The sequence below is a fragment of the Citrobacter sp. TBCS-14 genome, from assembly GCF_005280805.1.
Classification (GTDB): domain Bacteria; phylum Pseudomonadota; class Gammaproteobacteria; order Enterobacterales; family Enterobacteriaceae; genus Citrobacter; species Citrobacter gillenii.
In genome coordinates this window covers 36,442-51,811 of the sequence record NZ_SZWM01000476.1, presented here as the reverse complement: position 1 = coordinate 51,811, position 15,370 = coordinate 36,442, and the positions used below count along the sequence as shown (strand labels likewise).

The 15,370-nt window shown below is 54.9% G+C and carries 14 protein-coding genes and 1 pseudogene; 9 read left to right on the top strand and 6 right to left on the bottom strand.

Going from position 1 to position 15,370, the window contains the following annotated elements; genetic code table 11:
- Positions 1–29 precede the first annotated feature (29 nt).
- The 3 genes from fhuC to fhuB are packed head-to-tail and all read left to right on the top strand — an operon-like array spanning position 30 to position 3,768.
- Positions 30–827, top strand: coding sequence for a Fe3+-hydroxamate ABC transporter ATP-binding protein FhuC (fhuC, locus tag FDX22_RS17265; protein WP_096758256.1), 798 nt, complete (start codon positions 30–32; stop codon positions 825–827).
- On the top strand, positions 827–1,714 hold the full coding sequence (fhuD, locus tag FDX22_RS17260) for a Fe(3+)-hydroxamate ABC transporter substrate-binding protein FhuD (RefSeq protein ID WP_146717529.1): 888 nt from the start codon (positions 827–829) through the stop codon (positions 1,712–1,714). Before fhuC ends, fhuD begins: the two co-directional genes overlap by 1 nt.
- A gap of 14 nt (positions 1,715–1,728) precedes the next feature.
- Positions 1,729–3,768 carry a Fe(3+)-hydroxamate ABC transporter permease FhuB gene (gene fhuB / locus FDX22_RS17255; protein WP_117342289.1) on the top strand — a complete coding sequence of 680 codons (2,040 nt, stop codon included), beginning with the start codon at positions 1,729–1,731 and terminating at the stop codon, positions 3,766–3,768.
- Positions 3,769–3,904: 136 nt separating this feature from the next.
- Here fhuB and hemL read toward each other — a convergent pair whose 3' ends face one another.
- Complete coding sequence (hemL, locus tag FDX22_RS17250; RefSeq protein WP_096758253.1) at positions 3,905–5,185, bottom strand: glutamate-1-semialdehyde 2,1-aminomutase; 1,281 nt, start codon at positions 5,183–5,185, stop codon at positions 3,905–3,907.
- A 168-nt stretch (positions 5,186–5,353) separates the two neighbouring features.
- Here hemL and clcA point away from each other — a divergent pair, with 168 nt between their 5' ends.
- The 3 genes and pseudogenes from clcA to erpA all read left to right on the top strand — a co-directional run bounded on the left by clcA (position 5,354) and on the right by erpA (position 7,201).
- On the top strand, positions 5,354–6,775 hold the full coding sequence (gene clcA, locus FDX22_RS17245) for a H(+)/Cl(-) exchange transporter ClcA (protein WP_115259415.1): 1,422 nt from the start codon (positions 5,354–5,356) through the stop codon (positions 6,773–6,775).
- Positions 6,776–6,798: 23 nt separating this feature from the next.
- Positions 6,799–6,864: pseudogene (gene yadW, locus FDX22_RS30535) on the top strand (small protein YadW).
- Positions 6,857–7,201 (top strand): iron-sulfur cluster insertion protein ErpA, encoded by a 345-nt coding sequence (gene erpA / locus FDX22_RS17240; protein ID WP_003018581.1) that lies wholly within the window; start codon positions 6,857–6,859, stop codon positions 7,199–7,201. The pseudogene yadW and the gene erpA overlap by 8 nt, the downstream one beginning before the upstream one ends.
- A 119-nt stretch (positions 7,202–7,320) precedes the next feature.
- Here the strand turns inward: erpA and FDX22_RS17235 are convergent, their stop codons facing one another.
- Genes FDX22_RS17235 through mtnN form a run of 3 tightly spaced genes read right to left on the bottom strand, consistent with a single transcriptional unit; the run spans position 7,321 to position 9,474 of the window.
- The gene (locus FDX22_RS17235) at positions 7,321–7,944 is read right to left on the bottom strand and encodes a TRIC cation channel family protein (RefSeq protein ID WP_135912565.1); all 624 of its coding nucleotides are present in this window, start codon (positions 7,942–7,944) and stop codon (positions 7,321–7,323) included.
- A gap of 38 nt (positions 7,945–7,982) precedes the next feature.
- On the bottom strand, positions 7,983–8,783 hold the full coding sequence (gene btuF, locus FDX22_RS17230) for a vitamin B12 ABC transporter substrate-binding protein BtuF (RefSeq protein WP_117342287.1): 801 nt from the start codon (positions 8,781–8,783) through the stop codon (positions 7,983–7,985).
- Complete coding sequence (mtnN, locus tag FDX22_RS17225; protein WP_115259412.1) at positions 8,776–9,474, bottom strand: 5'-methylthioadenosine/S-adenosylhomocysteine nucleosidase; 699 nt, start codon at positions 9,472–9,474, stop codon at positions 8,776–8,778. The genes btuF and mtnN overlap by 8 nt, the downstream gene beginning before the upstream one ends.
- A gap of 83 nt (positions 9,475–9,557) precedes the next feature.
- On the opposite strand from mtnN, the gene dgt reads away from it, so the two are divergent.
- The 3 genes from dgt (at position 9,558) to cdaR (ending at position 13,946) form a co-directional block, all read left to right on the top strand.
- On the top strand, positions 9,558–11,075 hold the full coding sequence (gene dgt, locus FDX22_RS17220; RefSeq protein WP_115259411.1) for a dGTPase: 1,518 nt from the start codon (positions 9,558–9,560) through the stop codon (positions 11,073–11,075).
- A 129-nt stretch (positions 11,076–11,204) separates the two neighbouring features.
- Positions 11,205–12,638, top strand: coding sequence for a serine endoprotease DegP (gene degP, locus FDX22_RS17215; protein ID WP_115259410.1), 1,434 nt, complete (start codon positions 11,205–11,207; stop codon positions 12,636–12,638).
- A 150-nt stretch (positions 12,639–12,788) separates the two neighbouring features.
- On the top strand, positions 12,789–13,946 hold the full coding sequence (cdaR, locus tag FDX22_RS17210; protein ID WP_115259409.1) for a DNA-binding transcriptional regulator CdaR: 1,158 nt from the start codon (positions 12,789–12,791) through the stop codon (positions 13,944–13,946).
- Positions 13,947–14,033: 87 nt separating this feature from the next.
- Here cdaR and FDX22_RS17205 read toward each other — a convergent pair whose 3' ends face one another.
- Positions 14,034–14,420: a DUF3461 family protein gene (locus FDX22_RS17205; protein ID WP_096758245.1), complete on the bottom strand. Its 387-nt coding sequence runs from the start codon at positions 14,418–14,420 to the stop codon at positions 14,034–14,036.
- A gap of 109 nt (positions 14,421–14,529) precedes the next feature.
- The gene (gene dapD, locus FDX22_RS17200; protein ID WP_115259408.1) at positions 14,530–15,354 is read right to left on the bottom strand and encodes a 2,3,4,5-tetrahydropyridine-2,6-dicarboxylate N-succinyltransferase; all 825 of its coding nucleotides are present in this window, start codon (positions 15,352–15,354) and stop codon (positions 14,530–14,532) included.
- Between the last annotated feature and the right edge of the window lie 16 nt (positions 15,355–15,370).

Here is a 15,370-nt window from a genome sequence, read left to right as displayed (position 1 = left end):
TTGCGTGCCCGTTTTACAAGTTGGCCGCTATGCAGGAAAACAGATCCCATCCCGACACCACTTTTGCGTTAAGTAACGTCTCCTTTCGTGTGCCTGGCCGCACGCTTTTACATCCCCTCTCGTTAACGTTTCCCGTGGGAAAAGTGACCGGTCTTATCGGTCATAACGGCTCCGGTAAATCAACCTTATTGAAAATGCTCGGACGTCATCAGCCGCCTTCAGACGGCGAAATCCTGCTCGACGAGCAACCGCTGGAGAGCTGGAACAGTAAAGCATTTGCCCGTAAGGTCGCCTATTTACCGCAACAGTTGCCGCAGGCGGAAGGGATGACGGTGCGTGAACTGGTGGCGATTGGTCGCTATCCGTGGCACGGCGCGTTGGGACGCTTTGGCGTGGCTGACAGAGAAAAAGTGGAAGAGGCGATCACGCTTGTGGGGTTAAAGCCGCTGGCGCATCGACTGGTTGATAGCCTGTCAGGCGGCGAGCGTCAGCGCGCGTGGATCGCCATGCTGGTGGCGCAGGACAGTCGCTGCCTGCTGCTTGACGAACCGACTTCGGCGCTGGATATCGCGCATCAGGTTGATGTACTGGCGCTGGTGCACCGCTTAAGCCAGCAGCGCGGACTGACGGTGATCGCCGTACTGCATGATATCAATATGGCGGCCCGTTACTGCGATTATCTGGTGGCGCTACGCGGTGGCGAAATGATTGCTCAGGGAACGCCCGCGGAGCTGATGCGCAGTGAAACCCTGGAACTGATTTATGGCATCCCGATGGGCATTTTGCCGCATCCGGGCGGTGCCGCACCCGTGAGTTTTGTCTATTAATGGTCGGATTACATCATATCACCCGCCGACGTTTATTAACGGCGATGGCGCTGTCACCGCTGCTCTGGCAGATGAATTCGGCGCAGGCGGCGGTTGATCCAAAACGTATTGTGGCACTGGAATGGTTGCCGGTAGAACTGTTGCTGGCGCTGGGAATCACCCCCTATGGCGTCGCCGATGTTCCTAACTACAGGCTGTGGGTCAATCAACCCCCGTTGCCGGACTCGGTGATTGACGTCGGGTTACGCACAGAACCCAATCTCGAACTGCTGACCGAAATGAAACCCTCGTTTATGGTCTGGTCGGCAGGCTATGGCCCCGCGCCAGAAAAACTGGCGCGCATTGCGCCGGGTCGCGGATTTAGCTTCAGCGACGGCAAAAAACCGCTGGCGGTCGCTCGCCAGTCGTTGCAGGAGATGGCGCAACTGCTGAATCTGCAAACGGCTGCTGAACGTCATCTGGTGCAATACGATACCGTGATTGCCAGCCTGAAACCGCGCTTTATTCACCGCGGCGCGCGTCCCGTGCTCCTGGCATCCCTGCTTGATTCGCGGCATATGCTGGTATTTGGCCCGAACAGTTTGTTCCAGGACGTGCTGGACGAATACGGGATCCCTAACGCCTGGCAGGGAGAAACCAACTTCTGGGGCAGCACTGCCGTGGGGATTGACCGGCTTGCCGCGTATAAAGATGTTGATGTGCTGTGCTTCGATCATGGTAACGATAAAGAAATGGACGCGCTGATGTCCACGCCGCTGTGGCAGGCGATGCCGTTTGTTCGCGCCGGTCGCTTTCAGCGGGTACCCGCGGTCTGGTTTTATGGCGCCACGCTGTCGGCGATGCATTTTGCCCGCATTCTGGACACTGCGCTGGGAGGCAAAGCGTGAGCAGGAAACTTGAAATGCCGGATGGCGACGCTAAAAGCGCCTTATCCGGCCTACGGTTCGGGCGCGTTGTTGGCTGGATAAGACGAAGCCGCCATCCGGCGTTGCTGCTGGTGGCGCTGTTTATTGTTGCGATCTGGCTGACCTGGATTAACTTCTCCATTGCCCTGCCGCGTGACCAGTGGCAGCAGGCTATCTGGTCACCGAATATCGACGCCATCGAACAGATGGTTTTCCATTACAGCCTGCTGCCACGACTGGCGATTGCGTTACTGGTCGGTGCCGGATTGGGCCTGGTTGGCGTGCTGTTTCAGCAGGTGTTACGTAACCCGCTGGCGGAGCCGACCACGCTGGGTGTGGCAACCGGTGCGCAGCTGGGCATTACGGTCACCACGCTGTGGGCCATTCCCGGCGCGTTGACCACGCAATTCGCGGCGCTGGCCGGGGCGTGTATCGTCGGGGCGCTGGTGTTTGGCGTTGCCTGGGGCAAGCGTTTGTCACCTGTGACGCTGATCCTTGCTGGTCTGGTGGTCAGCCTGTACTGCGGTGCGATTAACCAGCTGATGGTCCTCTTCCATCACGATCAGCTGCAAAGCATGTTTATGTGGAGCAGCGGGACGCTCACCCAAACCGACTGGAACGGCGTGCAGCGTCTGTGGCCACAGCTGCTGGGTGGCGTGATGCTGACCCTGCTGTTACTGCGTCCAATGACGCTGATGGGGCTGGATGACGGGGTAGCGCGTAATCTCGGGCTGGCGCTGTCGCTGGCACGTTTGGCGGCGTTAACGCTGGCGATTGTGCTCAGTGCCTTGCTGGTTAACGCGGTGGGGATTATCGGCTTTATCGGCCTGTTTGCCCCGCTGCTGGCGAAAATGCTCGGCGCACGGCGTTTGCTGGCGCGCCTGATGCTGGCCCCGCTGATTGGGGCCCTGATCCTCTGGCTTTCCGATCAAATTATTCTGTGGTTGACCCGCGTGTGGATGGAAGTCTCCACCGGTTCGGTGACCGCGTTGATTGGTGCGCCGCTGCTGCTGTGGCTGCTGCCGCGCCTGCGCAGCATGAGCGCGCCGGATATGAATGCCAATAACCACGTGGCAGCAGAACGTCAGAACGTGCTGATGTTCGCGCTGGCGGGTGGGGCGATATTGCTACTGACTGCCGTCGTGGCGCTCTCGTTTGGTCGTGATGCCCACGGTTGGACCTGGGCCAGCGGCGCAATGCTGGATGAACTGATGCCCTGGCGCTGGCCGCGTATTCTGGCGGCGATGATTGCCGGGGTGATGCTGGCGGTGGCGGGCTGTATTATTCAGCGCCTGACCGGTAACCCGATGGCCAGTCCGGAAGTCCTTGGGATTAGCTCCGGTGCCGCGTTTGGCGTGGTGTTGATGCTGTTCCTCGTACCGGGTGATGCGTTTGGCTGGCTGCTGCCCGCCGGAAGTCTCGGGGCGGCGGTAACGCTGCTGATTATTATGATTGCCGCCGGGCGCGGCGGCTTCTCGCCGCAACGCATGCTGCTGGCGGGGATGGCGCTCAGCACCGCGTTCACGATGCTGCTGATGATGTTGCAGGCCAGCGGCGATCCGCGGATGGCAAGCGTGCTGACCTGGATCTCCGGCTCGACCTACAACGCCACTGGCGAACAGGTGCTACGGACCGGGATCGTGATGGTGATTCTGCTGGCAGTTACGCCGCTGTGCCGTCGCTGGTTAACGATTTTACCGCTGGGCGGAGAAACCGCGCGGGCGGTGGGTATCGCATTGACGCCGTCGCGCGTGGCGTTACTGATGTTGGCTGCGGGTCTGACGGCGACAGCCACCATGACCATCGGGCCGCTGAGCTTTGTTGGGCTTATGGCGCCGCATATTGCGCGGATGTTAGGTTTCCGGCGCACGATGCCGCATATGGTCATCTCGGCGCTGGCGGGAGGCGTGTTGCTGGTGTTTGCCGACTGGTGCGGGCGAATGGTGCTGTTTCCGTATCAGATCCCGGCGGGATTACTGTCGACGTTTATTGGTGCGCCGTACTTTATCTATTTGTTGAGAAAGCAGAGTCGCTGAGTTTGCCGGATGGCGGCCTATGGACGGACCCCTTTCATTTAGGCCGGATAAGACGCTTTGCGTCGCCATCCGGCAATAAAAAAGCCGGGTGGCGGCTTCGCCTTACCCGGCCTACGTTGTTTCTGGACGTTCTCTTTTACAGCTTCGCAAACACCCGGCGCGCGGCGTCGACAGTGTTATTGATATCTTCCATGCTGTGCGCCACGGACATAAAGCCCGCTTCAAACGCGGACGGTGCCAGATAAACACCTTCATCCAGCATCATGTGGAAGAAGCGCTTGAAGCGCTCAACGTCACATGCCATCACGTCCTGATAGCAGGTCACGGTTTCGGCATCGGTGAAGAAAATCCCGAACATCCCGCCCACATGGTTCACCACCAGCGGAATATTGGCTTCCTGAGCGGCTTCCAGCAGACCTTCTGCCAGACGCGTGGTGAGGTCATCTAAGGTCTCATGAATTCCCGGCTGAGCAACTTCGTTCAGACAGGCGAATCCTGCTGCCATGGCTATCGGGTTACCGGACAGCGTTCCCGCCTGGTAAACCGGGCCGGTAGGTGCCAGTGCGTCCATCACATCACGACGACCGCCGAATGCGCCAACAGGCATGCCACCACCGATGATTTTGCCCAGACAGGTCAGGTCAGGCACTACGCCGTAGTAATCCTGCGCGCCAGCCAGCGCGACGCGGAAACCGGTCATCACTTCGTCGATGATAAACAGCGCACCGAACTCGTCGCACAGTGCGCGCAGGCCAGGCAGGAATTCCGGCAGCGGCGGGATGCAGTTCATGTTGCCCGCGACCGGCTCGACGATGATGCAGGCAATGTCCTGCGGATACTGCTCGAATGCCGCCCGCACCGAGGAGAGATCGTTATAGGTACAGGTCAGGGTGTGCTTGGCAAAATCTGCCGGAACGCCCGGTGAGTTCGGCTGGCCCAGCGTCAGCGCACCGGAACCTGCTTTTACCAGCAAGCAGTCGGCATGACCGTGATAGCAGCCTTCAAATTTGATGATTTTATCGCGCCCGGTGAAGCCACGCGCCAGACGGATGGCGCTCATCGTTGCTTCGGTACCGGAGTTGACCATACGCACCATGTCCATGGTGGGCACAAGCTCGGTAACCAGCGCCGCCATTTTGACTTCCATCTCGGTCGGTGCACCAAAGCTCAGACCGCGCTCGGCGGCTTCGATCACTGCATTGCGGATCGCCGGGTGGTTATGACCCAGCACCATCGGGCCCCAGGATCCGACGTAATCGATGTAGGCTTTACCATCGACGTCATACAGATACGCGCCATCTGCTTTTTCGATAAACAGCGGAGTACCACCCACGCCGGTAAAGGCGCGAACAGGGGAGTTAACGCCGCCGGGGATCAGTTCGCGTGCTGCGCTGTAGAGGTTCTCAGACTTACTCATGGATGGGGTCCTGGTTCGTAGAAAAAGTGAATGCGGGCTATTCTAGTTATTCAGTGAAGGTTATGAAAGTTTTGTGCATTGGAAACAATACGATTTGCAGGGGATTTTCACAAAATGAGCGAGTAGAATGCCGACTCCGTATTTGTATTACCAATTAATGATCATCTGATGAAAACAGACTCTCCCTCTTTTGAAGCACAGCAAATTGTGCGGTTACGGCGCAGGGATCAGATCCGTCGACTCCTTGATCGGGACAAGACACCGCTGGCGATCCTCTTTATGGCGGCCGTGGTTGGCACCGTGACCGGGCTTGTGGGCGTGGCGTTTGAGAAATCTGTCACCTGGGTACAGAACCTGCGCATTGGCGCACTGGTACAAGTTGCCGATCATGCCATTCTGGTATGGCCGCTGGCCTTTATTCTCTCGGCGCTGCTGGCCATGGTGGGCTATTTTCTGGTGCGTAAATTTGCACCCGAGGCCGGTGGTTCGGGGATCCCTGAGATTGAAGGCGCGCTGGAAGAGCTGCGCCCGGTGCGCTGGTGGCGTGTATTGCCGGTAAAATTTGTCGGCGGCATGGGGACGTTGGGGGCCGGTATGGTGCTCGGTCGTGAAGGGCCGACGGTGCAAATTGGCGGTAACATCGGGCGCATGGTGCTGGATGTCTTTCGTATGCGCAGCGCTGAAGCGCGGCATACCCTGCTGGCAACCGGTGCGGCTGCCGGTCTTTCGGCGGCGTTTAATGCGCCGCTGGCCGGCATCCTGTTCATTCTGGAAGAGATGCGTCCGCAGTTTCGCTATAACCTTGTGTCGATCAAAGCCGTGTTTACCGGCGTTATCATGTCGAGCATTGTGTTTCGTATTTTCAACGGTGAGGCCCCGATTATTGAAGTTGGGAAGCTCTCCAATGCGCCGGTGAATACCCTGTGGCTGTATCTGATCCTCGGGATTATTTTTGGCTGTGTCGGACCGTTGTTCAATACCCTGGTGTTACGCACTCAGGATATGTTTCAGCGGTTCCACGGTGGTGACATTAAAAAATGGGTGCTGATGGGCGGGGCGATCGGCGGCCTGTGTGGGATCCTGGGCTTAATTAAACCGGAAGCCGCAGGCGGTGGGTTCAACCTGATCCCAATCGCCGCCGCGGGCAATTTCAGCGTCGGTATCCTGCTGTTTATTTTTATTGCCCGGGTTATCACCACGCTGCTGTGCTTCTCATCCGGTGCGCCGGGCGGGATTTTTGCCCCGATGCTGGCGCTGGGGACACTGCTCGGTACCGCGTTCGGCATGGCGGCCGCGGCCTCATTTCCGCAGTATCATCTGGAGGCTGGGACGTTTGCCATTGCCGGAATGGGGGCGTTGTTGGCGGCGTCGGTACGTGCGCCACTCACCGGCATCGTGCTGGTGCTGGAGATGACCGATAACTATCAGCTCATTTTGCCAATGATTATTACCTGTCTTGGCGCAACACTATTAGCCCAATTTATGGGCGGAAAGCCGCTATACTCGACTATCCTTGCCCGTACGCTGGCAAAACAGGAAGCGGAGCAGGCGGCGAAAAGCCAGAGTACAGCCGCTGGCGAGAATACTTGAACGAAATACCAGGGTATTAGATAATGGCCTTAACTATTGGGTTATAATTTGCCCAATTGCCAATGTCGTTTGGAGCAAAATATGAGTGATGATGTAGCGCTGCCACTGCAATTTACTGAAGCAGCAGCCAATAAAGTAAAAAGCCTGATCGCTGACGAAGATAACCCGAATCTGAAACTGCGCGTATATATCACCGGCGGTGGTTGCAGCGGTTTCCAGTATGGTTTCACCTTTGATGATCAGGTGAATGATGGCGATATGACTATTGAGAAACAGGGCGTTGGCCTGGTGGTTGACCCGATGAGCCTGCAGTATCTGGTGGGCGGCGCGGTTGACTATACCGAAGGTCTGGAAGGTTCCCGCTTCGTGGTGACTAACCCTAACGCCAAAAGCACCTGCGGGTGTGGTTCCTCTTTCAGCATCTGATTGCTGTCTGCAATACCGATGGTCTGATGGTGTAGGCCCGGTAAGCGTAGCGCCACCGGGCAATGTGCCGGATGGCGGCGTAAACGCCTTATCCGGCCTACATGTTCTGCATCGTTACATCAACGTCCGTTATCATCCAGCGCAAATGTCGGTAGCTTTAAGTGCCAGCGAATAGCGGCCAGTCGAATAACCAGCGTGACAACCATCCCCATCATACTGGCGTTTTCCAGCGGTATTGCGAAAGTATAAAACGCGGTTGCGTGAACAATGCCGCCGATAATGCAGGCCGTGGCATAGATTTCTGTACGTAATATCATCGGCACTTCACGGGCCAACACGTCGCGTATGATCCCACCGCCGACGCCGGTAATGACCCCCATACAAATCGCCACTAGCGGACCGGTTCCGGCGAGGAACGCCTTATTGACGCCAATGCCGACGAATACCGCCAGACCCACGGCGTCCAGCACCGGAAGGATCCATTTAGGCAAACGTCTGGGCTGGCGTACCAATACGATCGTCAGCATGCTGGTGATCATGGCAACCACCAGATCGGTAGGATCTTTAACCCAGAATACCGGCCCATGATCCAGGGCCATATCGCGGATCGTGCCGCCGCCGACTGCGGTAACCACCCCGAGGACCAGAACGCCGAACGGATCCATACGTAATTTCCCGGCCAGTAATACGCCAGAGATAGCAAATACCGCGGTACCGACAATATCCAGCCAATAGACGAGCATGCTTAAATCCTCACAACATACCTGGTGGGGGGCCGACGCTAATTTATCTGTGAAAGCGCATTACAGAGTTGTTTTGCGGCGAGGATAATACGCGGGCTCGCGCGTTCAAACCAGTCACTATTAAGGATAATAACCGGGATTTTTAACTGTTCTCCCCAGTATTGCTCAATTTTAAGATTTTCGCCCGAACCACCGGTGGCGACGATTGCCTGGGGGGCTCTTGCCAGTACTTGTTCACGGCTGACCTGTGGCCAGGGAACCCGGCTGCCAGCAAAGATGTTTTCTCCCCCGCATACCTCAAGAACCTGGTGTTGAAGGGAGCCTTTTCCACTGGTAAACAGAGGATTTGCACCAAACTGGAGAAACACCCGTTTTTTCGGTTTATTGGCATACTGAGATTTTAGTAAAGCATACTCATCAAGCAATGTTTGCGCGGCCTGTTTTGCTTGCTCAGGCTTGGGGCTCCACGGTGCCAATTGGCGCAGTGCGTCGGCAACTTGCTCGATGGTGACGGCATCCACCCAGATAACCTTAATCCCCAATGCGGTTAGCTGATTCACCTGCCGCTCGGCATTGCCTCCGCGCCAGGCGATGACCAGATCCGGTTTGAGCGCCACGATGCGTTCCAGATTCATGCCTTGCCAGGTGGAGACCTCTTCAATATTTTCGGCCTCGGGCGGATAATTTGAGTAGCTGCTGACGCCAACGGGCGTAATGCCGGCGGCAAAGGCAAGTTCGGTGTTAGCAGGGGAGAGGGAAACCACACGCGGAGCGGCATAAAGCCACGCCGGAAGCGTAAAAAGCAGGGCGACCAGCGCCCTGGAGATGAATTTAGCCATGCGCCAGTTTCTGTACCAGCGCTTCGACCATCAGGCTTGACTGCTTCGCGGCAACCACCAGGAATTCGTCAAAGCTCAGGTGGGACTGCTGATCGGCAACGTCGGAGATGGCACGAACCACCACGAACGGAACGTTAAAGTTATGGCAAACATGCGCAATCGCGGTGGCTTCCATTTCTACGGCAATCGCCTGCGGGAAGTTATGCTGAATTTTTGCCAGGCCAACAGAGCCGTTAATGAAGGCGTCGCCGCTAACGATAAGACCACGAACGGCGTTAAGGTTCAGTTCTGCAATGCAGGATTCCGCTGCGGCGATAAGCGCAGGGTCGGCTTTAAAACCTGCCGGGCAGCCCGGTAACTGACCGAATTCATAGCCAAATGCAGTGACGTCAGCGTCGTGATAACGCGCTTCGTCAGAGACCACGATATCGCCGACTTTCAGCGTAGAAGCCAGGCCGCCCGCAGAACCCGTATTAATGATGGCATCCGGTTTGCAGCGTTCCAGCAGCAGCGTGGCGCCCAGCGCCGCAGCCACTTTACCGATGCCCGATTTCAGTAGCGCAACCTCAGTCCCGTTCAGTTGGCCGGTGTAAATTTCACAACCGCCAAGGGTGATAGTCTGACGGTTTTCGATTTTGTCACGCAGCAGCGTAACTTCTTCTTCCATTGCACCAATGATGCCGATTTTCATAGATTTACTCGCGATAAGCCAGATTTGAGGGCATAGTCTATCATGCGCTTAAGGGGTAGCGCATTTCTCAGGCGGGAGAGGACATGGCACAGATCGATTTTCGAAAAAAAATAAACTGGCATCGTCGTTACCGTTCGCCGCAGGGCGCAAAATCTGAGCATGAGATCCTGCGAATTTTCGAAAGCGATCGTGGACGTATTATCAATTCTCCGGCTATCCGCCGACTGCAGCAAAAAACCCAGGTCTTTCCGCTGGAGCGCAACGCCGCAGTGCGGACACGTCTGACGCACTCGATGGAAGTTCAGCAGGTAGGGCGCTACATCGCCAAAGAGATCCTCAGCCGACTGAAAGAGCTAAAACTGTTAGAGCAGTACGGCCTGGATGAATTAACCGGTCCTTTTGAAAGCGTGGTCGAAATGTCCTGCCTGATGCATGACATCGGTAATCCACCGTTTGGTCACTTTGGTGAAGCGGCGATTAACGACTGGTTTCGCCAGCGCCTTTTCCCTGCCGATGCGGAAAGCCAGCCTCTCAGCGACGATCGCTGCCTGATCGCGGCGCTACGTTTGCGTGAAGGTGAAGAGTCGCTTAATGACATTCGCCGCAAGGTGCGTCAGGATCTGTGCCATTTTGAAGGAAATGCGCAGGGTATTCGTCTTGTGCACACTTTGATGCGAATGAATCTGACGTGGGCGCAGGTCGGCGGTATTTTAAAATATACTCGTCCGGCGTGGTGGCGTGGAGAGACGCCAGCAACGCATAACTATTTAATGAAGAAACCGGGCTATTACCTTTCCGAGGAACCGTATATTGAGCGGTTACGTAAAGAGTTATCATTAGCACCTTACAGTCGTTTTCCATTAACCTGGATTATGGAAGCCGCTGACGATATCTCTTATTGCGTGGCCGATCTTGAAGATGCCGTGGAGAAAAGAATCTTCAGTGTCGAGCAACTGTATCATCATCTGTATGAGGCCTGGGGACAACATGAAAAAGGCTCCCTGTTTAGTCAGGTCGTGGAGAACGCGTGGGAAAAATCGCGCTCAAATACATTAAGTCGTAGTACAGAAGATCAGTTCTTTATGTATTTGCGGGTCAACACGCTAAATAAACTTGTGCCCTACGCCGCGCAGCGTTTTATTGATAATTTACCGCAGATTTTTGAGGGTAGCTTTAATCACGCCCTGTTAGAAGACGCCAGCAGCTTCAGCCAATTGCTGGGAGTCTATAAAAATGTGGCGATGAAACATGTATTTAGCCATCCTGATGTCGAGCAACTGGAATTACAGGGGTATCGGGTGATCAGTGGCCTGCTGGAGATCTATCAGCCGTTATTAAAGATGGCACTTGCCGATTTTTCTACACTTGTTCAAAACGAAAGATTAAAACAGTTCCCCATTGAGTCACGATTATTTCAAAAGCTCTCTACGCGCCATCGACTTGCTTATGTCGAAGTGGTCAGTAAAATATCTCCGACGTCTGCCGAGTACCCGGTACTGGAATATTATTATCGCTGCCGCCTGATCCAGGATTATATCAGCGGGATGACCGATTTGTATGCCTGGGATGAATATCGACGGTTGATGGCGGTAGAACAATAAACATCCATTTGTAAAGACGGACAATAAAATTTTACTTTTTCCTTAAAGTTTATTCTGGAACTTAGCGCGATAAAACGACTCTGACGTATACAGCAATTTTGCGTTATCAGTTAATCGAGAATGAAACACATGAAAAAAACCACATTAGCAATGAGTGCACTGGCTCTGAGTTTAGGTTTGGCGTTGTCCCCTCTGTCTGCAACGGCGGCTGAGACTGCGTCTTCAGCAACCACGGCTCAACAGATGCCAAGTCTGGCCCCGATGCTCGAAAAAGTGATGCCATCGGTGGTGAGTATTAATGTCGAGGGGAGCACGACGGTGAATACGCCGCGAATGCCGCGTAATTTCCAGCAGTTCTTTGGGGATAACTCCCCGTTCTGCCAGGACGGTTCTCCGTTCCAGAGTTCCCCATTCTGTCAGGAAGGCGCACCGGGCGCGGGTAATGGCGGCGGTCAGCAGCAGAAATTTATGGCGCTGGGTTCCGGCGTGATTATCGATGCTGCAAAAGGTTATGTTGTGACTAATAACCACGTGGTGGATAACGCCACAGTGATTAAAGTCCAACTGAGCGACGGACGTAAATTTGACGCGAAGATGGTCGGCAAAGACCCGCGTTCTGACATTGCGCTGATTCAGATTCAGGATCCGAAGAACCTGACTGCAATCAAGTTGGCAGACTCCGATGCGCTGCGCGTGGGGGATTATACCGTGGCGATTGGTAACCCGTTTGGACTCGGTGAAACGGTGACCTCCGGTATTGTTTCTGCACTGGGTCGTAGTGGCCTGAACGCAGAAAACTATGAAAACTTTATCCAGACCGATGCGGCGATCAACCGTGGTAACTCCGGTGGCGCACTGGTCAACCTGAACGGTGAGCTGATCGGTATTAACACCGCGATCCTCGCGCCGGACGGTGGCAATATCGGTATCGGTTTTGCTATCCCAAGCAACATGGTGAAAAACCTGACCTCGCAGATGGTGGAGTTCGGTCAGGTGAAACGCGGTGAGCTGGGAATTATGGGGACAGAGCTGAGCTCTGAGCTGGCGAAAGCGATGAAAGTGGATGCCCAGCGTGGGGCATTCGTCAGCCAGGTGATGCCGAACTCTTCCGCAGCGAAGGCGGGTATTAAAGCCGGTGACGTGATTACCTCGCTGAACGGTAAGCCGATCAGCAGCTTCGCCGCGCTGCGTGCGCAGGTGGGTACGATGCCGGTAGGCAGCAAAATCAGCCTTGGCCTGCTGCGTGACGGTAAACCTGTGACGGTGAATCTGGAACTGCAGCAGAGCAGCCAGACTCAGGTTGATTCCAGCTCCATCTTCAAAGGTATTGAAGGGGCGGATATGAGTAACAAAGGCCAGGACAAAGGTGTCGTGGTCAGCGATGTAAAACCAAAAACGCCGGCAGCGATGATTGGCCTGAAGAAAGGGGATGTAATTATCGGAGCTAACCAGCAGCCGGTGAAAAACATTGCCGAACTGCGCAAAATCCTCGACAGCAAACCGGCTGTTCTGGCGCTGAATATTCAGCGTGGTGACAGCTCCATCTATCTGTTGATGCAGTAAGCCTCTCTAAACCCCTTCCCGGCAGCGGGGAGGGGTTTCTTTTTGTGAACCCTCCCACAACTCCATACTTCTCTCCTTCAGTTTGTGCATCTGCACAATGCTGCCGATTATTATCTTCCTTATGCTGAGCATTGCTCACAGGAGGGGTTTATGGCTGGCTGGCATCTTGATACCAAAATGGCGCAGGATATTGTGGCGCGCACGATGCGCATCATCGATACCAATATCAACGTAATGGATGCCCGTGGGCGGATCATTGGTAGCGGCGATCGCGAGCGTATTGGTGAATTGCACGAAGGTGCACTGCTGGTGCTTTCACAGGGCCGGGTGGTAGACATTGACGATGCAGTAGCGAAGCATTTGCACGGCGTACGACAGGGGATAAACCTGCCGCTACGACTCGAAGGTGAAATTGTTGGCGTCATTGGCTTAACCGGCGAGCCGGAGCATCTGCGCAAATATGGCGAGCTGGTGTGTATGACCGCCGAAATGATGCTGGAGCAGTCGCGTCTGATGCACCTGCTGGCGCAGGACAGCCGTCTGCGTGAAGAGCTGGTCATGAACCTGATTCAGGCGGAAGAAAATACGCCCGCGCTGATGGAATGGGCACAGCGTTTAGGCATTGATTTGAACCAGCCGCGCGTGGTGGCGGTGCTGGAAGTCGATAGCGGCCAACTGGGCGTTGACAGCGCGATGGCAGAACTGCAGCAGCTACAGAATGCATTGACCACGCCAGAGCGTAACAACCTGATTGCGATTGTGTCACTGACCGAGATGGTGGTGCTGAAACCCGCTCTTAATCAGTTTGGCCGTTGGGACGCGGAAGATCACCGCAAGCGCGTAGAGCAGCTTATCGCTCGCATGAAAGAGAACGGACAGCTGCGTTTTCGCGTGTCGCTGGGTAACTTCTTTACTGGACCAGGCAGCATTGCTCGTTCTTACCGCACGGCGCGGACGACGATGATGGTCGGTAAGCAGCGTATGCCGGAAAACCGCAGCTATTTCTATCAGGATTTGATGCTGCCGGTGTTACTGGACAGCCTGCGCGGTGGCTGGCAGGCCAACGAGCTGGCGCGTCCGCTGGTACGGCTAAAAGCAATGGATAATAATGGGTTACTGCGTCGGACGTTAGCGGCATGGTTTCGCCATAACGTGCAGCCGCTGGCGACGTCAAAAGCGTTGTTTATCCACCGCAATACGCTGGAATATCGTCTGAATCGTATCTCTGAGCTTACCGGGTTGGATTTGGGAAATTTCGACGACAGGTTATTGCTGTATGTGGCGTTACAGCTGGATGAACAGCATTGATTGATTGCCTGATGGCGCTACGCTTATCAGGCAAAATGCCGGGTGGCGGTTTCGCCTTACCCGGCCTACGAATACATCCACCCACGGTTATTTACGCGTCAGTTTTTCCAGATCGGATTCAATTTCGCTGATCTTGTTGGTGACGACGCTTTCCAGATGTCGTAAGTCATCGAGGATCTTGCGTTTGAGATCGACTTCACTGCGATCGCGCTGGCAGATCTGATCTAGTTCATCAATCACATAGCGCAGGTTCGGGCTGATCTCCTGCACCTCTTTGTAACCCTGGCCGATACCATCGGCAACCACGGTTTTACGCTGACGGGGATATTTAAACTTAACGCTCTTGGCAAAAAACTCGCCTTTATCCTTCTGGAAATAGATTTTCAGGATATCGTTGTTGGCTTCTTGCCGCAGGCTGTAACGATCGATCTCTTCAGGATTGGTAATGCCCAGACTTTTCAGATTGTCATACATAGCGGTACCCTTAAGCTCACTATAACCATTGAATAATTAACGAAAAGCCTTGTTTATGCCACTCGCAGATGTAAAAAAAGCGGGCTAAGCCCGCTTTTTCAAATTGCCGTTAGTCGATGGTACGCAATAGCTCGTTAATTCCGACTTTGCCACGCGTTTTGGCGTCGACTTTCTTGACTATTACCGCGCAGTACAGGCTGTACTTACCGTCTTTCGACGGCAGATTTCCCGATACCACAACCGAACCCGCCGGAACGCGGCCATAGAAAACTTCGCCGGTTTCGCGGTCGTAGATTTTGGTGCTCTGGCCCAGGTATACGCCCATGGAGATAACGGAGCCTTCTTCGACGATCACGCCTTCTACCACTTCAGAACGCGCACCAATGAAGCAGTTGTCTTCGATGATGGTTGGGTTCGCCTGTAACGGTTCCAGCACGCCACCGATGCCAACGCCACCGGACAGGTGAACGTTTTTACCGATTTGCGCACATGAGCCGACGGTTGCCCAGGTATCCACCATGGAACCTTCATCAACGTAAGCACCGATGTTGACGTAAGACGGCATCAGGACGGTGTTACGTGCGATATAGGCACCCTGGCGCACGGCAGCAGGGGGAACTACGCGGAAGCCTTCTTTCTGGAAGCGCGCTTCGTCGTAGTTGGCGAATTTCATCGGGACTTTATCGAAATAGCGGCTTTCTGCGCCATCGATAACCTGGTTGTCGTTAATACGAAAAGAGAGCAGTACCGCTTTCTTCAGCCACTGATGTGTGACCCACTGACCCTCAATCTTTTCTGCAACACGCAGCGCACCGGAATCCAGCAGAGAAATAACCTGATTTACCGCTTCACGGGTTACGGTATCTACATTTGCCGGAGTAATTTCGGCGCGGCGCTCGAAAGCGGACTCAATAACGTTCTGTAACTGCTGCATTGTTAAACTCTTTCCA